The sequence below is a fragment of the Haloferax litoreum genome (assembly GCF_009674605.1).
Lineage (GTDB): Archaea > Halobacteriota > Halobacteria > Halobacteriales > Haloferacaceae > Haloferax > Haloferax litoreum.
The window spans coordinates 858,697-879,777 of sequence record NZ_WKJO01000001.1 but is presented as its reverse complement, the minus strand read 5'-3'; the positions used below and the strand labels follow the sequence as shown (position 1 = coordinate 879,777).

Genomic DNA, 21,081 nt, shown 5'->3' with positions numbered 1-21,081 from the left:
CGGACAACACGTCCCGGTCCTAACTCCGGGTGATGTCCGACTCTGGAACTCGCACGCGAGCGCCGATTTTCATCTTCATCGCGCTCATGCTCGCCGTCTTCGGCCTGTTGGCGGTGATGTGGGCGTCGGTCAGCGGCGGCGACTTACTCCCGTACATCTTCGGCTTCGCCGTCTACTTCCTCGTCTTCCACGTCTACCTTCCCTATCGGGTCCACAAGGACGCGACGTTCAAAGGGCGGAACGCGACGTTCTGGGCGGCCTTCGCCTTCTTCGCACCACTGCTCGGAGCGGCACTTTACTTCGTGGTCGGCGGATTGACTGGGAGCGACGACGACGTGGCGAGTTAACGACGAGGTCCGACTGGAGGAGACCTGATTCGCTCTGTTGAACTCATCAGGATTCGACAGAATTCGCGTGACACAGACAGAGGGTGCGTTCAGGACACGCGGTGAGTTCTAGTTAGGAAAAATTGGCTACACGGATGAGGTCGCCCGTCGGTTTCTGTCATCAAACGACAAGTGCGTGAACCTCTACATACTCCAAGAGTGCGTCTACCTCGAGGCCTGCCACGAGGGGCGTGGGTTCACCTGGCGTGATACTGGACTCCCCCGAGTGAATGACCACGGCGAAGTCAAGCCAGAACCTGCGAGACTTTGACTGAGAAATACCTTGTAGATGTGTCGCATCTATACGTGGGAATTCCGCAACCCACAGACGAGCATGGTGATACTGATATCGTTCGTACGAATAAGGGTGGGACCGTCATGAAGGCCGACGAAGCCGCGTCGAAATGAACCACTTCCTTGGTACGACCAAAGAAGTCCGTGCGTTTGTTTTACACCCGGGCTATGGATCTCTCGCATTCGTTTTGAGAGTCTTGTTGAACCCGTCTATCGGTGGAAATCTGTACATCAAAACGATATAATGAAAAGAGATAGTATGGTGATGTAGTTATGAACACCAGCGAAGGTGTGGCTGATTTACACTTACATACGACAGCCTCAGATGGGACATGCTCTGTTGAGGAGCGTATCCGACAGTCTCAAGAACTTGCTCTCGAAGCGATTGCGATCACTGACCACGATACAATAGCAGACTATTTTAGTCAGCGAGTATCCAACCAAAATAATCTTGAACTCATTACAGGCGTCGAAGTTCGAGCTGACGTTCTAGATACAAAAGTCGAACTTTTAGGGTACTACGTTGATCCTTTAGATGAAAATCTTCTCAACCTTCTTGAAAAAGTTCGCTCATACCGCCGTGATCGCAATCGCAAGATAATAGACCAACTCCAAATGGTATCTAATCTTGACCGCTCGTATGACGAGGTTCGAACTAATGTCAAAGGCATCCTCGGCCGACCGCATATCGCGAACGTTTTGATCGACGCAGGTATTGTTGATTCCGTCGGTATGGCGTTTGAAATCTATCTCGGAAGTGATGGGGAAGCTTTTGTACCAATGAAACGAGTCCCTGCAGAAGAGGTTATTGAGACTATACAGGATGCTGGCGGTGTCGTCTCCTTTGCTCACCCCGGACGGGTTCGAACTGATAGTATCGAGACGATTCTCGAAGAACTCGTCGCCGACGGACTCGATGCTATCGAGGTACCATACCCATATGATGAGGCGCCAAGTGAGGGCTATGCCGACGTCACCTCAGAAGATGCTTCTGAATTTGCAGAGAAATATAATCTACTGACGACTGGCGGATCGGATTGTCACGGGCCTAACTCGGGTAAGTATCGAATCGGGGAAGTGCGGATTACGTCCACGCAATTAGAAGCACTCCGAAAGCGTGCCAACGAACATCGCCAATTATAACTGCTGTATCTAAACTGTTATTCGTCCAAATATCCGAGCTTGTTGAGACGTTCAATTACTCTTTGTTCTTCTTTGTGAGTGATCGGGAAACTATATTCGTCATCGAGGCGCTCATCCAATATACCCATCTCCTCCAGTTGAGTCATGATGTGTTCAACTGCTTCGTCGGTGGAGTGTTCTTCAGTGTCAACCACAATTTCTGGATTCAGCGGCTCTTGGAAGGGATGGTTGATGCCAGTGAACTTTTCAATTTTACCCTCCCGAGCTTTTTCGTAGAGCCCTTTCGGATCCCGTTCTTCAGCAGCATCCACTGAGCATTTGACATAAATGAGGATGAATTCGCCTTCATCTTCGACAATGTCTCTAGCTTGTTCTTGGGAGTCTCGGAAGGGTGTAATCATACCAACACTAACAGGAATCCCGCTTCGGTTGAGTAACTTCGCAATGTATGCAGTACGACGGTTGTTCGTCCGCCGATCCTCACGGGAGAATCCGAGATCAGGATGAAGGTTCTTACGGATATCGTCACCGTCTAAGTTCTCTATTGAGAGACCTCTCTCAATTAGCCTGTCCTCTATGCGACTTGCGAGTGTGGACTTCCCGGAGGCCGGCCGGCCCATAAACCAGAGCGTGAACATATTATTCTTCAACTAGTATTTTGTTGAGGCTCAATACCTTTTCGGCAACTTCTGGACGCATAAGCTCCGATGGAGGCTGGGTCCCTTCTGAAAGCATTTCTCGCAGTTTTGTCCCACTAGGCTCCATGTGATGGTCACTGTCATGAGGACAAACCTTCTCAGAAACGATACCGTCACATTTCGTACAGTAGAACGCGTAGTGGTAATAGAGGGGTTTGATTCCGATGTTACCTATTGCATCGAATAATTCCTGGGCTGCAAAATCATCATAGTAGTTACCGACTCCGGCATGATCACGTCCAATGATGAAATGGGTACATCCGTAGTTTTTCCGCACGATAGAGTCAAAGATCGCCTCGCGTGGACCAGCATACATCATTCTGGATTTGAACATTGAGAGGACGACAGATTCTGTAGGATAGTAGTTCTCGATCAGTGATTCATACCCTTGAATAATCACTTCGTTAGTGTAGTCGCCCGGTTTCTTTTCACCTATTTTCGGTTGGATAAATAACCCATCAACATGTTCGAGTGCGGATTTTTGCAGGTATTCATGTGCACGATGAGGGGCGTTTCTGGTTTGGAACCCGACGACAGTATCAAACCCACGTTTATTGAAAAGGACACGAGCTTCTTTCGGGGTGATGTCATGCGTACCGTTCCGTGGGATAGCGTCTGAGAATGCCTTGATAGGGCCACCTACAAAGAACGGATCTTTATTCTGAATCGTGCGCACGCCCGGGTGTTCTTGGTCGGTTGTGCCGAACAGACTTTCACAGACAGACGTCTTGTCGTACCTGTAGACGCTGTCAGTATCCATCACACCCAGTGGCGTACCATCTGGACGGCGGATACCTATCCTGTCACCCGGCTTTATCTCATTGGCTAAGTCAGTTCCAATATCGAGAACCACAGGTAGTGGCCATACCACACCACTTTCGAGCGTCAGATCGTTTACGACCTTCAAGAAATCATTGTGCGACATAAAACCACGTAGGGGGCTGTACACGCCGTGGGCGATATTGACGAAGTCGAAAAGGAGATTTTTGTCGAGCGTTACCGTAGTAGATCCGTCAATATCATCCCAGAGATCCTCCCCCCGATCCTGCTCAACGGTTCTATCGACGAGGCCATTTCCATGTGGTCGAATCATTCTGACTAGATTAGCTTTGGCCGATCCAGTTAATTGGTTTGAAAGAGGACGACAGCCACCAGTGCCACTTAATAACTATGCATCTCTGGCATGACCCACGGTGTGCCTATACCGCATATTCAAACCAGTGGTCGAGGTTTCTCCCCGTCCGTTCTTCTAGATTCTTTATAGATTCGTAATATATCTTTTCTAACTCCTGACGTGTTTCAGGATCCATTCCCTCTTGGTAACCTGATCTACCGATCGGGGTGATTAGTTTTTGATAGCCATCAAACACAGTACCGGCAAATCTGTTATACATTGGGCGTAAAATGTTGTCCCTGATTATGTCTGGGCTATGTTCAGAAATGCTGTTACGGATACGCCTACGAGAACGATACAAGGCACCTGGCTCGTTGAGGTCTTCACCCGCTTTGATTCTTTTCCCAACGATAGAGGGAGAATACTTGTCGTCTACGTCAAGGAATCCGTAAATATCCTGAATAAATGATTTGTTATCTGAGGTAAAATCGTCGAAGAAAACGATTTTTATCTGATCAGATGGATAGTATTCTTCCCATCGAGAAATGTGATAATCATAAAACCCAGGTACTATGATTGCACTATTTGCCGCATGATAATTCATGGTATATTCAAAAGGAGTGTTTGTCCAATTTTTCTGCGCGTGCCACCATTGAGAGTACGCACGATCCATTGGATTCCGAACACATAATACGATCTTGGCGTCTGGAATCAAATCTGCAGCTCGTTGAGGAGCCAAAGGGTGCTTGATATATCCCGGTGATTCCTCTCCTATTACTTTTTCTCCGTCGTACTCATCGAACTGTTTTTGATACCAATTGTCACCCCGGTGGTAATAGGTATCGAAGAAGCCAACATTATCATTATCTGGCATGAAGATCTCTGGATGTTCTTTCAGAGCAAAATGTATCCAGGTTGATCCAGCCTTCTGTGCCCCGATATGGAGAAAGTTGGGGAGTCTATCGTCTGTCATTATTGGTCTTCTCTAATTCGGGTCAACAACCACATCGTGGGTAAGTAAGAATTACGGTAGCCCGTTGCACGCTTTCAAGATTAGCTCAAACCCCATAGTACAGCGTTTACTGAAGATAGAAATAGGAAGGTGCAAAAGATACTCTCTCTATTCAGCACAGCCTCACCAAACTATTAGCTACTTGTAACTTCAACAGCACCACCCGATTCAATCGAAACCGGATTCGACGCGTCTCACCGCTTTTCTGCCCGGTGTTCGGAGATAATCTGGTCTACCATCGACTTTCTGTCTTCCTTCCGGCGTTCTTCGACGCGGGTCTCCCAGTCGTCGATAGCCGCCTGTATCTCTGACTCGCGGGCGACGGCGAGTTCGTCTATCTCTTGAATCGTCGTGCCGTCGGCGGGTGCGACCGGAATCTCTGCCTCGTAGAGCACTTTGTCTGCGGCGTCCGAGAGGTTTCCAGACCGGAGGACGACGCGAGGGTCGAACTCGGCGAGTCGTTCGGCCGTCGTCCGGCCCGCCCCGCTGGCGTCGCGGAGGTAGACCACGTCGCCGCTGGCGATACCGTACTCTTCGACGGTGTGGTCCAGCGCCCCGTTGGTGAACTGTTCGACGATTTTCACCGGCACGAGGTTACCATCGGTGTTCACGTCCGCGAAGTTCGAGTGGTCGAGTTTCCACAGCGATTTGAGGCGGTCGAGTTTCTCTGCGAGTTCTTCGTTCTCGGCTTCGAGCGAGTCGATTTCTCGTTCGAGTCTCCCGTTTTCGCGTTCGAGGCGGTTCACCTCACGGCGTTCGCGGGCCTCACGGCGCTCTTCGCGGCGGGCGTCTGAGAGTTCTTTCTTGTACTCCTCGATGATTTCGTTCTTCTCGTCGATGGTCTCATTGAGGTCTTCGACGTGAGATTCGAGACGATTCACGCGCGACTTCAGGTCGCGAATCTGCCGTTCTTCGGGGGATATTTCAGGTTGTTCGGGGGTGTCGTCGGTGTCGTCGGTGCCCGTGTCTCCCCCGTCGTCGTTCATCCCGCGGAGGACGGCCTCGACGGACTCCTCGCTCGTGAGGACGCGCGAGATGACCTCTTCGCGGTCCACATCGGCAGGCACCTTCCGCGAGATGCGTTCGAACTGGTCTTCGTGGGCGTCGAAGGCGAACAGTGCGGCCGCGAGGGCGTCGCGTTCGTGGTCGTTCTCGTAGTTCGCCTCACGGGTGCGGTGGAGTTTTTCGTCCACCGGGATGTCGCTCGGTGGGGCCCACCCGGCGGCGTCGAAACTCCGGCGGAATTTTTCTACGGTTTCGGGCATCGGATTCACGTCGGCCGCGACGAGACTCGGTCGGCCGCGTTCGATGAGCCATTCGATGATGGCGGCGGTGTCGGCGGTTCGGGTGGAATGGACGTCGAGGACGCGGCCACTCAGTCCGACGACGGCGACGGCGGTGGTCGTTCCGGGGTCGATGCCGACGATGACGCGGTCACGCCGTTTGACGAGTGGTTCGAACTCGATACCGTCGCGACGCTCACGTTCGATTTCGATGCGGGTGTCACCGGAGCGACGCGAGGAGACGGGGATATCCTGTGGCCGGCCTTCGACCGTGAACAATGCCTGTGAGTACCCGCCGTACTTCTCGGTCACGTCGTGTTCGAAGTCGAGGTTCGCCTCCTTGAGTGCCGCCTCGACTTCGCGAGACTGTTGTTTGACAGACCCGTGAATCCGTCGCGTGTAGCGGTCTTGGCTCCAGCCACCTTTGCCAGTCGACCGACCGCGGGAGACCTTCACTGTGGTCGTGTTCTCGAAGGCGGCGACTTCGTAGCCCACGTTCGCGAGGGCGAGTCTGGCCGCCGCTTCGGCTTCTTTCATCGGCTCTTTCCCGTAGGGGACGCCGTGCCGCGACGCCACTCGGGAGAGTGGCTCGGGCCGTTCGGCCCCCGTGACCTGTACGAGTCTGGTCTCGTGGGGGAGCCATCGCAGGAAGCGAACGAGATCGTCTTTGTCCGTCGCGAGTTCGTACATGTTGTCCGTCGCGACGATGGCTGGTTCGTCGCGCTCGATGAGGCGACGTAACTTGCGGAAGGAGACGACGTCTCGTTCGATTCGGACCTCGTCTGACTCGGTGTCTCGGGTATCCAACACGACGAGGGCGTACGACGGGGCGTCGCCGCGCACGTCACCGCTCTGGATGTCAACGCCGAAGACGACCGAGTCGAGCGCACTCGTCCGGTCGTTCACGACGGCGACTAGGGACGCACCGAATATATACTCCACGCCGGGGTGTCTCGCGCTGGACACCACCGATTCGTGACCTCGGCTGTCGATTGTGACCGGGGTTGACACGAAAGTAACAAATCAAGTGAGCATAATATCGACACGTGAGTGCTGATATCCCCGACCCGCCGTCGGTGACCCCCCGGTCGCTGACGCGAATCGTCCTCATTGCTGGCATTGCCCTCCTCCTCGTCGCTGCCCCCGTTGCGGGCCTCCTCGCGTGGGAACCCGTCGAAGAGGGGAACGTGAAGGTAGTCAAGAAGTGGGGGGCGACGACCGGAACCGTGTTCGACCCCGGCGCGCACCTCGTCAACCCCGTCTCGCAGTCCACCGTCTCCCTCTCGGTTCGCCCGCAGTCGTACACCATGTCCTCGTCCACCAGCGAAGGTGAACGACAGGGTGACGACGCCATCACCGTCCTCACACAGGACGGCCTTCGAACCGACATCGACGTGACGGTCCGCTACCGTGTCGACGCCGCGCAAGCGGTCAAGTTCTACCAGAACTACCGGACGGTCGAATCTGCCGAAGAGCGTCTCATCCGGCCGTCGATTCGGTCTGTCCTCCGCACTGAAGCAGGCCGTCTCCCGGTCACCGTCATCTACACTGGCGAGGGCCAGACACAACTGAAGGCCGCCGCCGAACGAGAACTCGGTGCGGAGTTCGAAGAGGCCGGCCTCATCCTCGAAGCGGTCCAGATTCGTAACGTCGAACTCCCCGCCGAGTACGCGCAGGCCGTCGAACAGAAGGAAATCACGGAACAGCGTCGCCAACAGAAGCAAGACGAACTGGCCGTCGAAGAACTCGAAGCAGAGCGCAAACGAATCGAGGCGCAGGGTGAAGCGGACGCGAATCGCATCGTCTCGGAGTCGCTGTCCGACGAGGTGCTCGCCCAGAAGTACATCGAGAAGTTAGACGAGACTGACACGGTGTACATCCCGGTCGGTGGGGACGGCTACCCGCAGTTCGTGCGGTCGCTCGACAGTGACGGGTCGGCCTCGACATCGTCTTCGTCCTCTTCGTCCTCGTCTTCCACCGAGTCGGCGAACAGGTCGCAGACGACCACCAGTTCGGCCTGATGCGACTCCGACGCGAACTCGTCGTCGTGGTCGTTCTCTTGGCCTTCGTCGGCGCACTCGCACGGACGAGTGCGGGCCGGTTCGTCTTCCCGCTGGTCGCCCTCGTCGTCGTCGTGGGGATGGGCCTCCTGCTCCGCAAACGACCGGCGTACTCGCGGACGACGTTCGGGCCGCGGACACGGATACTCGAATCGGACGCGGCCGAACCCGATGTGACCTGCGTCGAGTGCGACGCGCCCGCGACGACAGTCCGCCATTACGTCCGCGAGTGGGTCGTCCTCGGCGTACCCGTCGTCCTCCTTGACGATGGGTTCAACCCGGTTTGCGACGACCATCGAGACTGACCATCTCCTTTTGCCACCCTGTTCAGACGAGATTCCCTTCCGCGACGAACTCGACGCATCCACCGACACGGACGGCTATCTTGTCGCCCTCGTCTTCCGCTTCGAGGGAGAGGTGCGAGGGACGACCCATCTCGTACCCCTGTTCGACGGTCACCTCGATTTCTCGGTCACCGAAGTACTGATGCCGAGCGAGGTACCCCGCGAAACACCCATTCGCGCTCCCCGTCGCAGGGTCCTCGGGGACGCCGTGTCCCGGAGCGAACATCCGCGCCGCGAAGTCGTTAGCCTCGTCGCGCGGGTCCGGGCAGAAGGGAAAGAGGTTCTCCACGCCCACGTCGTCGTAGAACGCTCTGTACGCGGGCAGGCCGACTTCGATTCGAGCGAGTGCGTCGCGGTTGCGGACCGGAATCATCACCGCGGGCAGGCCAGTCGAGACGACCTGCACCGGCCAGTCGGTGTCGAGGTCGGACGCGTCGAGTGAGAGGACCTCAGCGAGCGTCTCGTGGTCGAGTTCGTCGCCGAATTCGGGGGTGTTCTGCGTCATCCAGTACACGTCGTCGTCGTTCTCGTGGCGGACTTCGACCGGTATCGGACCGACGCCGAGGTTCAGCGTCACCTCGTCCCCGGCGTCGAAGTGTTCACGCAGGACCGCGGCGGTTCCCAGCGTCGGGTGGCCGGCGAACGGAATCTCTCCGCCGGGTGTGAAGATGCGAACGTCGAAGCCGTCGTCCGGGTTGCCGCCTTCGATGAACGTCGTCTCGGAGTAGTTCATCTCCTTTGCGAGCGCGGCCATCTGGTCGTCTGTGAGCGAATGGGCGTCTTCGAAGACGGCGAGCTGGTTCCCAGCGTACGTCGCCGTCGCGAACACGTCCACGATGTGGAAGGCGTTGGTTGGCACGTCGGGCGATGCGTGTGGCGACGAGAAAAGCGTGCCTGCTCCGTGGGTGAACGTCCCAACGGCACTGCGGTGAACGCGCTGGCCGAACCCAGCAAAACATATTTGCACGATTATCTCAACTCCACAACAAATGGTCCATTTCGTCTGCGAGGAGTGTGGTGTTCGAGTCTCGAACGACGTAGCTCTTCTTCGGGACGAGAGCCAACTCTGCGAAGACGGGTGGTCGGTTCACCGCGAGAAGCAGCAAGGGTACGTGCCTGAGGGGAGATACGTGGTCGGTTCGCCGGACCACATATTTTACGACGTCGAGGGAGATTACCTGTTGAACCCTGACGACATCATCATGATGGACCGGCTAGAGGCCGCCCCTCCCAAGGAGTACGCCTCCTTCTTTGGATGTTGTGGGCCGACGGGTCGAAAACCAAACACGTTCTGTGAGAACGGCCACAAATTCGCGACCGAGATGTCCGACCACTGTTCACCGGTCGTTCAGCTCCACGTCGAGCGCGTTCGAATGGTCTGAGCCGTGGATTTCGGCAACGACCGTACTCTAATTTTCAGTCAGACTTCACTGTCTGGGAACGGAACGTCCACTTTCTGTCCGTCTTCGGCGACGAACACGTCGCCGTGGTAGACCTCTCGGGCCTGTTCGAGGAGCGGGTTCGGGTTCGCGGCGTAGCGTGCCGAGATGTGGGTCAGTGCGAACCGACGGACGTTGGCGTCGCGGGCGACGCGTGCCGCTTCGCGGGCAGTTGAGTGTGCGGTGGACTTCGCGCGGTCGGATTCCTCGTCGGTGAACGTCGCGTCGTGGACGAGCAAGTCGGCGTCTTCGGCGACTTCGACGGTCGTATCGAGCGGGCGCGTGTCACCCGTGTAGACGACTTTTCGACCGGGTCGGGGGTCGCCGACGACCTGTTCGGAGCGGACGACGGTCCCGTCTTCGAGTTCCACGTCTTCGCCGCTGTGGAGGCGGCCGAACGCGGGGCCGACGGGGACGCCCAGTTCCTCGGCTTTCTCCCGGTCGAATCGGCCGGGTCGGTCGTCTTCGACGAGGACGTACCCGACCGAGGAGGTCCGGTGTTCGGTCTCGAAGGCGCGGACGTCGTACTCGTCGGCGCTGTAGGCGACGTTCCCCGGTTGGACTTCGTGGACCGAGACGTGGAACCCGGGTTGGTAGCCCCCGGCGTGGACGAGTTTTTCGAGGTGACGCTTACTCCCCGGCGGGCCGTGGATTGCGAGGGGCCCCTCGCGTTCGTTGAAGTCGAGCGTCTGAATCAGGCCGGGGATGCCGAGGATGTGGTCACCGTGGAGGTGCGTGACGAACAGGTGGCCGATGCCGAACCCGGTACCGAATCGCATCATCTGTCGTTGGGTCCCCTCCCCGCAATCGAACAGTAGGCGCTCGCCGTCGCGGTTCACGAGAAACGCGCTCGGCGCTCGCGCCGTGGTGGGAACGGCCCCGCCGGTCCCGAGGAAGGTCGCACGCATGGACATGCCACATACTGATAGCGGCGGGGCTAAACGTGCGTCGAATCGTCTCGCTCTACTCACACCCACTCTCGCCGTCACGACGGCGGTCCGTGGCTGACGCGACGACCGACGAGTGAGTGACGCGACGGACCGACCGATTCTTACCCGACCGACTGTTACCGCAGTCCAATGGACGCGCCGCTGTGGACCGAGACGCACGCGCCGACACTCGACGACCTCCCACAGCAGGAGGTTCGCGAGCGCCTTCGCCGCGCCGTTGACGAACCGATGAACCTCGTGGTGCAGGGCCCCCCGGGCGTCGGCAAGACTGCCGCGGTCCGCGCCCTCGCCGAAGAAGCACACGCCGACCCGGAGAACGACCTCATCGAACTCAACGTCGCGGACTTCTTCAACCGGACGAAAAAGCAGATTCGGCAAGACCCGCGCTTCGAACAGTTCCTCGACGGACGGAGTCGCATGGCCAAACGCGACATGATAAACCGCGTGCTCAAGGAGTCGGCCAGTTACGCCCCCATGTCGGGCGAGTACAAGACCATCGTCCTCGACAACGCCGAGGCCATCCGCGAAGACTTCCAGCAGGCGCTTCGCCGCGTGATGGAACAACACCACCGGACGACGCAGTTCGTCATCACCACGCGACAACCCTCGAAACTCATCCCACCGATTCGCTCGCGGTGTTTCCCCGTTCCGATGCCCGCGCCGGACGACGACGCCCTCGAAGCACTCGTCGCGGACATCCTCGACGCTGAGGGCGTCGACTACGACGCCGGCGGCCTCCAGTTCCTCGCCGACGCGTCCGCCGGAAACATCCGGAAGGCAATCCTCTCCGCCCAGCGGACGGCCATCGAGGCGGACGAAGTCACCATGTCTACGGTCCACGCCGCCCTCGGCGACGTCGGCTTCGACGACGAACTGAAGACGCTCCTCATCAACGCCCGCGACGGCGACATCAAAGACGCCCGCAAGACGATTACGACGCTCCTCGACGACGAGGGCTACGAGGGACAGGAACTCCTTCGCGACATCCTCCGCGTCGCCGACGCCACCCCGGAACGCTTCGCCGACGGCGAACTCGCACGTCTCCACGAAATCGCCGGACAGGTCGACTTGGACCTCTCGGTCGGTATCGACGACCGCTTGCACGTCACCCACCTCCTCACGAGTTGGGGTGCCGACGTCAGAGGCGAGGCCTGAATGCAGTTCGCCCCCGGCTATCGACGGTTCGCCGTGCCCGCATTTCTGGGCGCGGCAGTCGCCGCGTTCGTCTTCCCGCCAGCGGGTGCCGTCCTCCTCGCTGTCGGCGCGTTCGTCCTGTGGTTCTTCCGCGACCCGGAACGCTTTCCGCCGGACGCGCCCGGTGTCGTCTCGCCCGCCGACGGCCACGTCTCTGTCGTCCGCGTCGAAGACGGGCGTGTCCGCGTCGGCGTGTTCATGAACGTCACCGACGTGCACGTCAACCGTGCCCCCGTCGCGGGGACAGTCGCGGACGTGACCCACCGTCCCGGCGCGCACAAACCCGCGTTCTCGAAGGATTCGGACAAGAACGAGCGCGTCGATATCGTCGTCGAATCGGACGACGGCGAGTACGAAGTGTCCCAGATTGCGGGTGCGTTCGCCCGGCGAATCCACCCGTACGTCGCTCCCGGTGACGAACTGGCACGCGGCGACAAGATTGGCCATATCGACTTCGGTTCTCGGGCGGACGTGCTCCTGCCGCCGGAGTACGGGTCAGAGGACGTCGTCGTCGAGAAGGGGCAGTCGGTGCGGGCGGGCGAGACGGTGTTGGCGCGGCGAGAGTCTCCCTGACGCGCCCTGTGCAGGGGAAGGAATATCGGCACACGAGTGGTGTGTGTACACATGACAGTTCGTGTGGCGACCGAGGAGGATATCGACGCGATTCGACACGTCGCGAAAGCGTCCTGGGAGACAGATTACCCGGAGGTTTTGACACGTGAAACTATCGAGGAAGGATTCAACGACTGGTACGCACGTGAGCAGATTGCAGATGCGCTCTTTCCGGCCCGGTCACTCGTCCTCGTCGCCGAACGCGACGACGTAGTCGTCGGGTTCGCCCACGCGACGTGGAGCAGCGACGAGAGTGAGGGCTACATCCTTCGCCTCTACGTCCATCCCGACTACCGCCGCCAGAACGTCGGCCACGAGTTGCTCAATCACACCCGTTCCGAACTCGCAAGTGAGGGTGTCGAACGAATCAACGCGATGGTTCTCGCCGAGAACGACCCGGGAAACACCTTCTACCAACAGTTCGGGTTCGAGTACGTCGACGAGAGTCAGACGACTATCGGGGGCACCTCGTATCGGGAAAATCGGTACGTGCTGGAGTAGAGGGTAGTCAATCTCCCTCAATTCACTGCACCTATAGTTGGTCGGGAGTTGGTACTCTCCCGACGAGACAATCGGTGCAGTGTCTGAATGTGCCGAACGAACCGACTACCGGATAACTTCGAGGAAAGATTGAATTGCGAACCAGAGACACGTGTCTTACGGACTTATGGGACTTTTCGACCGGTGGTACGACAATCACAAAAATCACCTTCCGAACGCAGATGGGTTTTCCACTCACCGTGGCCCGTACACGCTAAATATTGGTGGATCGAATGGTTTCGAACTATTCACAACGGGTGGCACGGCCCTCATTGGTGTGAAGACGCCTGACGGTCGGCGACTCCTATTCGATGGCTGGCGTATGGTCCACGAACGGAACGTGGGTCTCAAATCCATCACGGAGCGTAGCTACTGGAAAAATTTGGACCAGAGTGCCGACCGCCGTGTCCGCGGGCAACCGAGAGTCAAACTCACGAAGCGAGTCAACACGCGTCCGCCACACAAAGTCGACCCAGACACTTCTCGCAGCGGCGAAGTTACTCTTCACAACAACGAGATACGGGTCATGACCGAAGGAAGCAAAGTCCCTGATATCTTTGCCAACCTCGATTCTATCGAACTCGTCTTTGACGATGGTACGACGGCGAGAGATGTGGGTCAGTCCAAAGGTAGGACTAGTGCCAACAGCGAGGGTTCTCCCCTCAAACCCACAACCAAACGCTCCATCCCGTCTCCCGTCGCTAATTCCTACCCAGAACTGTCTGCAATCTTTGAGTCTGGTTCGTATTACTCGCAGAAGCGATTCGATTCGTACGTTCGAAAGGCGAATGACAGTCGACTTGTCAGTGAACTTCTGAAAGAAATTTTTCAAGTTCTCGGTTACAGTATTCCCGAACAAGGTATTGGCGAGTCTGCCACACCACTGACTGCGACCAAAGGAGAGCGTAACATCGCGGCTCGCGTCTTTTATCGAGAGGAGGTAGACCACATCGATCTCTCGCTGTGCCGGTCACTGATGAAGAACGAGTCTGTCACCAGTGTGTTCGTCGTCATCGTGGAATCGGATGTCGTCACCAGTCTGGTCAGTACCACCTCTACCAACGGGATTAGAGTAATTGACCAGAGTGAATTTCAGGAGCTCGTAGAAGGGGCTGTATTACGGATTACCGAGGTCTCAAAAGAAAACTCCTGAACATGGCCTCGCTTTGAACGTCTGTTCTCTCACCGCGTCAAAATGTGCACGTACCGAACGAGCGACCGGTGGACTCGTCGCTCGAACACCTGTTCGACGTCCCACCCCGCATCCTCGGCCTCGTCCACCCACGACCTATCGGCGACCATCACACACTGCGGGGCGACTCGATACACCTCTTCTAACGCGCCGCCGACCAAGTCTGCCAGTGAATGCGTCTCGATTTTCGACTGTCTCCCGTACGGCGCGTCGAAGACGACACCGTCCATGGTGTCGTCGCGGAACGGGAGTGCAGTCGCGTCGCCGCGGACCACGTGCCCGCCGTCGACGTAGTGGTCCAAATTCACCCGCGCACCGCGGGCCATCTTCTCCTGTGCGTCGACGCCGACGACGTCGGCCCCGACGAGACCCGCTTCGAGTAACACGCCGCCAGTTCCGCACATCGGGTCGAGGATGCGTGCGCCGGGTTCCGCGCCGGCGATGTTGACGAAGGCACGGGCGTCCACGGGGGCCATGCTCCCCGGTTGGAAGAACGGTCGGTCGGTCGGTTTTCGGTCCGAGAAGTCTCGGACGCTCTCGGCGACGGCCCACCCGACGAGACACGTTCCCTCGGTGAAGTAGACGCGGAGTTCGTGGTCTGGGTCGTCGAGGTCCACGTCGAATCCGCGCTCCACCAGGGCGGACCCAACAGTTCGCTCGGCGTCGCTCGTACTGACACCGGTCAGGCCGCGCACGTCGCGGGCGCGGACGGCGACGGTCCCTTCGCGGTCGATGCTCGCGGCTTCGACGAGTGCGCGGGCGGCGTCGACGTCGGGGTCGCACTTCCCGACGAGTTCGACGACGCGGCGGGTGTACGCGAGCAGTGTCGCTCGCTCGATGTCGACGCCGCGGGCGGTGGCGAGACCCGGGGCGACCACTTCGACTGCCGTCGCCGCCGCCTCTGCCTCGCGCGCGGCGAACGCGTCTTCCTCGCCGGCGAGTTCCAATCCGTACACGCTCGGACCTAACGGGGCGGAAAAATGAGGGTATCGGTCGCCGGCGAGTCTGTCTGCGTTCGTACGGGTTTCGGGGGTGCCAGCGTGCCGCCACGAGTGGGGTCTCCTGTCCGACGACGGACGGCGAGATTTATGACGGATGGTCCGAATCCACCCCCATGGCTTCGCTCGACGCCATCCTCTGGGGCGCGGCGGCACTCGCCTACGGCCTCGGTGACTACGTCACGACCATCGTCGGGGTCAGGATGGCAGGTGTACAGGAGGGGAACCCACTCGTTCGATTTATCTCTGGCGGCGACCCCGGACCGGGGTCGTTCGCCGTGTTGAAACTCGTCTCAGTCGCGCTCTTCGTGGCCGCGTACTGGACGCTCAGCCCCACGACTGCTCGGCTCGCTGTTCCCACTGCACTGACATTACTTGGGACCGTCGTCACGGCCCGGAACGTCCAGATTATCCGACGGCGCGTCTAAATTGTCAAACTCTTGCACCAATCTTTTTAAACCTTAAATACGTGACTTAAATTGTTGCATGACCGACCCCAAGGACACCATCAACATCGAGAACGTCGTCGCCTCCACGGGAATCGGCCAAGAACTCGACCTCCAGAGTGTGGCCATGGACCTCGAAGGTGCCGACTACGACCCGGAACAGTTCCCGGGACTCGTCTATCGGACACAGAATCCGAAGTCTGCGGCGCTCATCTTTCGCTCGGGGAAGATAGTCTGTACCGGCGCGAAATCGACCGACGACGTACACGAGAGTCTCGGTATCGTCTTCGACAAACTTCGTGAACTCCAGATTCCCGTCGACGACGACCCCGAAATCACCGTCCAGAACATCGTCACCAGCGCCGACCTCGGCGAGAATCTGAACCTCAACGCCATCGCCATCGGCCTCGGCCTCGAAAACATCGAGTACGAACCCGAGCAGTTCCCCGGTCTCGTCTACCGTCTGGACGAACCGAGCGTGGTCGCACTCCTCTTCGGGTCGGGCAAACTTGTCATCACGGGTGGCAAGAAACCCGAAGACGCAGAGGCGGCAGTGGACGTCATCATCTCGCGCCTCTCCGAACTCGGGTTGCTGTCTGGGTCGCTCTAACTCGGTTCGTTCTGTTTCGTCTCGTCGCGTTTGTCACGTCGCGAATCGACCGAACCTAAGTTCGTCGCGTCCGATGCGCCGATATGGACGCGCTCATCTTGCAGACGGCCGCTTCCGGCGCACCGGTCACCGCCGTCGCCGGAACCTTCGCGCTGTTCGCGTTGTTTCTCTCTCTCACTGCACACATCGCCGTGCGGAACGTCCTCGGTGACGTCGAACTCAAGAAGGCGTTCGCCGTCGGCCCGGTTCCGGCGGCAATCGCCGTCGTCTTCACCACGTTCGGGTGGAACTCGTTCGTCGCGTTGGCCCTCGCAATCGGTCTCGACTTCACGCTCGTCAAGTACCTCTACGGCCGGTCGAACCGACTCTCCGCCTACGTGGTGTTCATCCACTTCGTCGTGACCGTCATTCTCGGCGTCATCCTGTTCGGCCTTCTCGTCATCTTGACGAGTGCGCCAATTTAAGCGCTCGCCGCATCCCCGGCGTACATTCTTAACCGATGGCGGAGAACCGACTCCCGTGTCTCCCCGCAGACTCGTCTGGAACGACGCCGAACGACGCCCGCGCGCACCGGTTCGACTCCTCGCGACTGTCGTCGTCGTCGTCTTCGTCTCGCTGGCCATCGGCGTCGGCGTCGGTGTCGCCCTCACCGACCTGCTGGAGACGAGCGCACTTGCCCGCCTCTTCGTCTCGGTCGTCCTGACTGGTGCGACCGGAATTGGCGGGTTCGTCGCGGCCCGATACGTCGACCGGCGGACGATTGCGGACCTCGGGTTCGGCGTCGACCGCGACTGGGCGGTCGACCTCGTGTTCGGACTCGTCCTCGGCGGCGTCTTGATGTCAGGTATCTTCGCTATCGGTCTCGTCACTGGGTGGGTCGTCGTCGACGGCGTTGGCTTCGGCGTGGACCGTCTCACCGGCGCTGCCGCACTGTTCCTGTTTTTCATCTCCGTCGGCATCGCGGAGGAACTTCTCCTGCGAGGTGTCGTCCTCACGGACATCGCCGAAGGGATGCGCTGGCGATTCGACGTGCCGACCGCACTGACCGTCGCCCTCGTGGTCTCCTCGGCGCTCTTCGGTCTCGCCCACCTACAGAATCCGAACGCGAGTCTCACCAGCACCCTCAGCATCACGCTCGCGGGCGTCATGCTCGGCCTCGGGTACGTCCTCACGGGTGACCTCGCCATTCCCGTCGGCATCCACATCTCGTGGAACTTCGTGCAAGGCGGCGTCTACGGATTCGCCGTCAGCGGCCTCGACTTCGGGTCGTCGTTCGTCGAGACGACGGAACGCGGACCGGACCTCGTCACCGGCGGTGCGTTCGGCCCCGAGGCGGGACTCCTCGGTGTCGGTGCGATGCTCGTCGGCATGGCGGCTATCGCGCTGTACGTCAGGTTCAGGTACGGCGAAGTCCAGTTCGACCCGGGTGTGACGGTGCCAGAGTTACGATGGCAGAAGAAGTGAGCGCGAGCGCTATTCGACGAGTCGCTCGATTTCGGTGACGAGGATACCGCTCGCACCGACTTTCTTGAGGTCGCTGACGACTTCGAACACGTCGCGTTCGTTCACCACGGCGTGGACGGCGACGGTGTCGTCGCCGGCGACGTCCATCACGGTGGGTCCGCCGAGTCCCGGAATGACTTCGCGCACGTCGTCGAGTTTCTCGCGGGGCGCGTTCATCATCAGGTAGCGCTTGCCCTCTGCGGACAGGACCGATTCGAGCGCCATCACGAGTTGGGCGACTTTCGGGTCGTCGACGGCGTCGGGGTGGGCGAACAGGCGGACGGACGACGAGAGCACCTCGTCTACGACGCCGAGGCGATTGACGCGGAGCGTCGTCCCCGTCGAGGTGATGTCGATGATGGCGTCGGCCATCTCGACGTGCGGGGTGAGTTCCGTCGCCCCCGTCACTTCCACCACCTCAGCGTCGATGCCTTGTTCGTCGAAGTACGTGCGGGCGATGTTCGGGAACTCGGTGGCGACGACTTTCCCGGACACGTCGGCGACCGACTCGATGTCGCCGTCTTCCGGGGCGGCGAGGACGAGGCGGCACTTTCCGTACCCCAAATCGAGAAGTTCTGCGAGTCGATGTCCGGACTCGCGGACCTGGTCGAGACCAGTGATACCGATTTCGGCGGCCCCGTCGCGGACGTACTCGGGGATGTCCGCGGCGCGGGCGAAGAGAACCGTCACGTCGGGGTCGACGGTGTCGGCGTAGAGTTTCCGCTCGGCACCGTTGTCGAGGTGTAGTCCGGCACGTTCCAAGAGGTCGATGGTCGGTTCGTGCAGGCGACCCTTGTTGGGCACGGCGATTCGCATACCGACACCTCACACTCTGGGGCTAATTGGCTTTCGACCGGTGCAAACGACAGCGAACGTGACCGGCCGAGGCGACGCGAGTCAGTGGTCAGCCTTCGACGAGTGTGTCGATGAGGCGGTCGAACCGGTCGACGAACCGTTCGGGGAGCGACGGTGACACCTCGCCCAAGAGTTTGGCCGTCCGGTTGGGGTGCGTCAGGACGAGCGTCACGCGGTTGTGCAAGTCGCGTTCTTTGCGGACGACGTCGCGTTCGGTGAGGTGGTTGAGGTGCCACTCCAGCGTGCTTCGGGCGACGCCGATTGCGTCGGCCACGTCGTCGGGGCGGGCGTCACCGTGTTCGATGAGGTGGCCGAGGATGTCGCGAGCGGTCTCTCGTCGGACGAGTGCGAGGGCCCCGCGCTCCCAGTCGTCGAACTCGGGCGGGTAGTAGTGGGTCCGTCCGTAGAATTCGGTTCGAAGAACCGTCTCGTCAGAGAGGAGGCGACGGATGTGGTGTTGTACTTGGCCGGGTGCGAGGTCGAGCGCGCGCACGAGCTCGTTGAAGTGGACTCCCGGGTTGTGCTTGATGTGGTCTGCGACGCGGATTCGTGTCTCGCTCATGGTTCGTTTACCCCTGCTTCGCGCTCGATAGTCCGGGCGTAGTAGATGGCCGCGAGGACGAGTCCGGCCATCACGAGGTCGAGGGCGTGTTCGACGACGTGGTGGTCGAAGTCCGAGAGGACGCCGCCGAACGAGAGGGCCGCGATAGCCGCCCGCGACGCGAAGGCGAGGAGCGCCAACGCGATGAGCAGGTGCGACCGAGTCTGTCGGCGGTAGAACACCGCGACGCCGAGACCCGCGAGCGTCACCGAGGCGATGCCTGCGAGGGCGACGACGACAGTGATGAACGGACTCTCTGCGGTCTGGACGTGCCCCGGAACGAACGCGAACCGTAACAGGGGCTCCATGTACCTGCATAATTGGGGGGTGTAGGTAAGAGGGCTCGCTCGTTCTCGAATTTCGGGAATCGGACCAACGGGTGGCCAACGACGGTGAAGAACGGGGTTTCGTGCCGACGAACGTGTGCCGCGACGAGACGGTGGATTCACGACGGACCCGAACTGAACGCCCGACATGGACACGCTGCGAATCACGGACGGTCGGGTACTCCGTCCCGACGGGACAGTCGAAGACGCGGACGTTCTCGTGGACCGCGACGAGGGAACCATCCTCGATATCGGGTCCGATATCGACGCCGAGGCGGACGAAGCGCTCGACGCCGACGGTTGTCTCGTCATGCCCGGGTTGGTCAACGCCCACTGCCACGTCTCGATGACGCTCCTCCGGGGCTACGCCGACGACAAGCCACTCGACGCGTGGCTTCAAGAGGACATCTGGCCGACGGAAGCGGCGCTCACTCCCGAGGACGTGCGCGTCGGCGCGGAACTCGGACTGGTCGAGATGATTAAATCGGGGACGACCGGGTTCGCGGACATGTACTTCCACGTCCCCGAAGTCGTCGCCGCCATCGAGGAGGCAGGCATCCGCGCCCGCGTCGGACACGGCGTCGTCACCATCGGCAAAGACGAGGAAGACGCGTGGGACGACATCGAAGAGAGCTTCGACGTGGCCCGTGAGTTCGACGGTGCCGCAGACGGCCGGATTCGGACGGCGGTCATGCCCCACTCGCTGACGACGGTCGACGAGGAGTACCTCCGCGAGGCAACCGCCGAGGCTCACGACGAAGGTATCCCCGTCCACTACCACGCCAACGAGACGACGAACGAAGTCGACCCAATCGTCGAGGAACGTGACGAGCGTCCGCTTGCGTACGCACAGGACCTCGGTATGCTCACGGACGCCGACTTCGTCGCCCATGGCGTCCACGTCGACGACGAAGAGATTTCCCTGCTCGCCGACGCGGGGACGGGTGTCGTCCACTGCCCGGCGTCGAACATGAAACTCGCCTCTGGGATGGCACCTGTTCAGGACATGCTCGACGCCGGCGTCACCGTCGGTATCGGCACCGACGGGGCCGCCTCGAACAACGACCTCGACATGTTCGACGAGATGCGCGACGCGGCGATGATTGGCAAACTCGCGGCAGACGACGCGAGCGCAGTCGCTGCGCCCGACGTACTCGACATGGCCACGGCCGGTTCTGCCGACGCGATTGGACTTCCGGGCGGTACGCTCGAAGTCGGTGGCGTCGCCGACATCGCCGTCGTGGACTTCGACGCGCCGCACCTCACGCCCGCGACCAACCTCGTGAGTCACCTCGTCTACGCCGCCCGCGGGTCGGACGTTCGACACACTATCTGCGACGGGCAAGTGTTGATGCGCGACCGTGAGGTTCTAACGCTCGACGAATCGGCCGTCGTGGACCGCGCTCGGTCGACGGTCGACGCGCTTCACGAACGCGTCTAACTGGGACTCCCCTCCCTCTCGCGAACGAACCCCGCTCCCA

At 59.7% G+C, this 21,081-nt stretch carries 24 protein-coding genes; 14 read left to right on the top strand and 10 right to left on the bottom strand.

Annotated features, from left to right (window positions below):
• The first annotated feature begins 32 nt into the window (after window positions 1-32).
• Both GJR96_RS04595 and GJR96_RS04590 read left to right on the top strand, forming a co-directional pair.
• Window positions 33-347 carry an ATPase gene (locus tag GJR96_RS04595; RefSeq protein WP_151161857.1) on the top strand — a complete coding sequence of 105 codons (315 nt, stop codon included), beginning with the start codon at window positions 33-35 and terminating at the stop codon, window positions 345-347.
• A gap of 606 nt (window positions 348-953) precedes the next feature.
• Window positions 954-1,823, top strand: a complete 870-nt coding sequence (locus tag GJR96_RS04590) for a PHP domain-containing protein (protein WP_151161856.1) — start codon at window positions 954-956, stop codon at window positions 1,821-1,823.
• A gap of 17 nt (window positions 1,824-1,840) precedes the next feature.
• Here the strand turns inward: GJR96_RS04590 and cysC are convergent, their stop codons facing one another.
• From cysC to GJR96_RS04570, 4 genes are all read right to left on the bottom strand, one after another.
• The gene (gene cysC / locus GJR96_RS04585; RefSeq protein ID WP_151161855.1) at window positions 1,841-2,461 is read right to left on the bottom strand and encodes an adenylyl-sulfate kinase; all 621 of its coding nucleotides are present in this window, start codon (window positions 2,459-2,461) and stop codon (window positions 1,841-1,843) included.
• Window position 2,462: 1 nt separating this feature from the next.
• Window positions 2,463-3,614 (bottom strand): sulfate adenylyltransferase, encoded by a 1,152-nt coding sequence (gene sat / locus GJR96_RS04580; RefSeq protein ID WP_151161854.1) that lies wholly within the window; start codon window positions 3,612-3,614, stop codon window positions 2,463-2,465.
• 106 nt (window positions 3,615-3,720) lie between these two features.
• Window positions 3,721-4,608, bottom strand: coding sequence for a sulfotransferase domain-containing protein (locus GJR96_RS04575; protein ID WP_151161853.1), 888 nt, complete (start codon window positions 4,606-4,608; stop codon window positions 3,721-3,723).
• A gap of 233 nt (window positions 4,609-4,841) precedes the next feature.
• The gene (locus tag GJR96_RS04570) at window positions 4,842-6,836 is read right to left on the bottom strand and encodes a DUF460 domain-containing protein (RefSeq protein WP_151161852.1); all 1,995 of its coding nucleotides are present in this window, start codon (window positions 6,834-6,836) and stop codon (window positions 4,842-4,844) included.
• 140 nt (window positions 6,837-6,976) lie between these two features.
• Between GJR96_RS04570 and GJR96_RS04565 the strand changes: the two genes are divergently transcribed.
• Together GJR96_RS04565 and GJR96_RS04560 are read left to right on the top strand one after the other, a co-directional pair.
• Window positions 6,977-7,951, top strand: a complete 975-nt coding sequence (locus GJR96_RS04565; protein WP_151161851.1) for a prohibitin family protein — start codon at window positions 6,977-6,979, stop codon at window positions 7,949-7,951.
• Window positions 7,951-8,295, top strand: coding sequence for a hypothetical protein (locus GJR96_RS04560; protein WP_151161850.1), 345 nt, complete (start codon window positions 7,951-7,953; stop codon window positions 8,293-8,295). Before GJR96_RS04565 ends, GJR96_RS04560 begins: the two co-directional genes overlap by 1 nt.
• A gap of 22 nt (window positions 8,296-8,317) precedes the next feature.
• Here GJR96_RS04560 and GJR96_RS04555 read toward each other — a convergent pair whose 3' ends face one another.
• A complete protein-coding gene (locus GJR96_RS04555) occupies window positions 8,318-9,193 on the bottom strand; it encodes a PhzF family phenazine biosynthesis protein (RefSeq protein WP_151161849.1) in 876 nt (291 codons plus the stop codon).
• Window positions 9,194-9,323: 130 nt separating this feature from the next.
• Here GJR96_RS04555 and GJR96_RS04550 point away from each other — a divergent pair, with 130 nt between their 5' ends.
• A complete protein-coding gene (locus GJR96_RS04550; protein WP_151161848.1) occupies window positions 9,324-9,716 on the top strand; it encodes a hypothetical protein in 393 nt (130 codons plus the stop codon).
• A gap of 38 nt (window positions 9,717-9,754) precedes the next feature.
• Here the strand turns inward: GJR96_RS04550 and rnz are convergent, their stop codons facing one another.
• Complete coding sequence (gene rnz / locus GJR96_RS04545) at window positions 9,755-10,687, bottom strand: ribonuclease Z (protein ID WP_151161847.1); 933 nt, start codon at window positions 10,685-10,687, stop codon at window positions 9,755-9,757.
• Window positions 10,688-10,852: 165 nt separating this feature from the next.
• Here rnz and GJR96_RS04540 point away from each other — a divergent pair, with 165 nt between their 5' ends.
• The 4 genes from GJR96_RS04540 (at window position 10,853) to GJR96_RS04525 (ending at window position 14,222) form a co-directional block, all read left to right on the top strand.
• Complete coding sequence (locus GJR96_RS04540) at window positions 10,853-11,878, top strand: AAA family ATPase (protein ID WP_151161846.1); 1,026 nt, start codon at window positions 10,853-10,855, stop codon at window positions 11,876-11,878.
• Window positions 11,879-12,490, top strand: coding sequence for a protein sorting system archaetidylserine decarboxylase (locus tag GJR96_RS04535; RefSeq protein ID WP_151161845.1), 612 nt, complete (start codon window positions 11,879-11,881; stop codon window positions 12,488-12,490). It begins immediately after the preceding gene.
• Window positions 12,491-12,541: 51 nt separating this feature from the next.
• Window positions 12,542-13,030, top strand: a complete 489-nt coding sequence (locus GJR96_RS04530; RefSeq protein ID WP_151161844.1) for a GNAT family N-acetyltransferase — start codon at window positions 12,542-12,544, stop codon at window positions 13,028-13,030.
• Window positions 13,031-13,595: 565 nt separating this feature from the next.
• A complete protein-coding gene (locus GJR96_RS04525) occupies window positions 13,596-14,222 on the top strand; it encodes a hypothetical protein (RefSeq protein WP_151161843.1) in 627 nt (208 codons plus the stop codon).
• Between the two features lie 29 nt (window positions 14,223-14,251).
• On the opposite strand, the gene GJR96_RS04520 is transcribed toward GJR96_RS04525, so the two are convergent.
• Window positions 14,252-15,208, bottom strand: coding sequence for a TIGR01177 family methyltransferase (locus tag GJR96_RS04520; RefSeq protein ID WP_151163906.1), 957 nt, complete (start codon window positions 15,206-15,208; stop codon window positions 14,252-14,254).
• Window positions 15,209-15,375: 167 nt separating this feature from the next.
• Here GJR96_RS04520 and GJR96_RS04515 point away from each other — a divergent pair, with 167 nt between their 5' ends.
• The 4 genes from GJR96_RS04515 (at window position 15,376) to GJR96_RS04500 (ending at window position 17,779) form a co-directional block, all read left to right on the top strand.
• On the top strand, window positions 15,376-15,687 hold the full coding sequence (locus tag GJR96_RS04515; protein ID WP_151161842.1) for a DUF5658 family protein: 312 nt from the start codon (window positions 15,376-15,378) through the stop codon (window positions 15,685-15,687).
• A gap of 58 nt (window positions 15,688-15,745) precedes the next feature.
• Window positions 15,746-16,315 carry a TATA-box-binding protein gene (locus GJR96_RS04510; protein ID WP_151161841.1) on the top strand — a complete coding sequence of 190 codons (570 nt, stop codon included), beginning with the start codon at window positions 15,746-15,748 and terminating at the stop codon, window positions 16,313-16,315.
• Window positions 16,316-16,398: 83 nt separating this feature from the next.
• On the top strand, window positions 16,399-16,779 hold the full coding sequence (locus GJR96_RS04505; RefSeq protein WP_151161840.1) for a DUF7473 family protein: 381 nt from the start codon (window positions 16,399-16,401) through the stop codon (window positions 16,777-16,779).
• Window positions 16,780-16,834: 55 nt separating this feature from the next.
• Window positions 16,835-17,779 (top strand): CPBP family intramembrane glutamic endopeptidase, encoded by a 945-nt coding sequence (locus GJR96_RS04500; RefSeq protein WP_151161839.1) that lies wholly within the window; start codon window positions 16,835-16,837, stop codon window positions 17,777-17,779.
• A gap of 9 nt (window positions 17,780-17,788) precedes the next feature.
• Here the strand turns inward: GJR96_RS04500 and hisG are convergent, their stop codons facing one another.
• The 3 genes from hisG to GJR96_RS04485 form a co-directional block, all read right to left on the bottom strand.
• Window positions 17,789-18,634 carry an ATP phosphoribosyltransferase gene (gene hisG / locus GJR96_RS04495; RefSeq protein WP_151161838.1) on the bottom strand — a complete coding sequence of 282 codons (846 nt, stop codon included), beginning with the start codon at window positions 18,632-18,634 and terminating at the stop codon, window positions 17,789-17,791.
• 88 nt (window positions 18,635-18,722) lie between these two features.
• Complete coding sequence (locus GJR96_RS04490; RefSeq protein WP_151161837.1) at window positions 18,723-19,235, bottom strand: winged helix-turn-helix transcriptional regulator; 513 nt, start codon at window positions 19,233-19,235, stop codon at window positions 18,723-18,725.
• Window positions 19,232-19,582, bottom strand: a complete 351-nt coding sequence (locus GJR96_RS04485; protein WP_151161836.1) for a DUF7471 family protein — start codon at window positions 19,580-19,582, stop codon at window positions 19,232-19,234. Before GJR96_RS04485 ends, GJR96_RS04490 begins: the two co-directional genes overlap by 4 nt.
• A 166-nt stretch (window positions 19,583-19,748) precedes the next feature.
• Here GJR96_RS04485 and GJR96_RS04480 point away from each other — a divergent pair, with 166 nt between their 5' ends.
• Window positions 19,749-21,041, top strand: coding sequence for an amidohydrolase (locus GJR96_RS04480; RefSeq protein ID WP_151161835.1), 1,293 nt, complete (start codon window positions 19,749-19,751; stop codon window positions 21,039-21,041).
• Window positions 21,042-21,081: the final 40 nt, after the last annotated feature.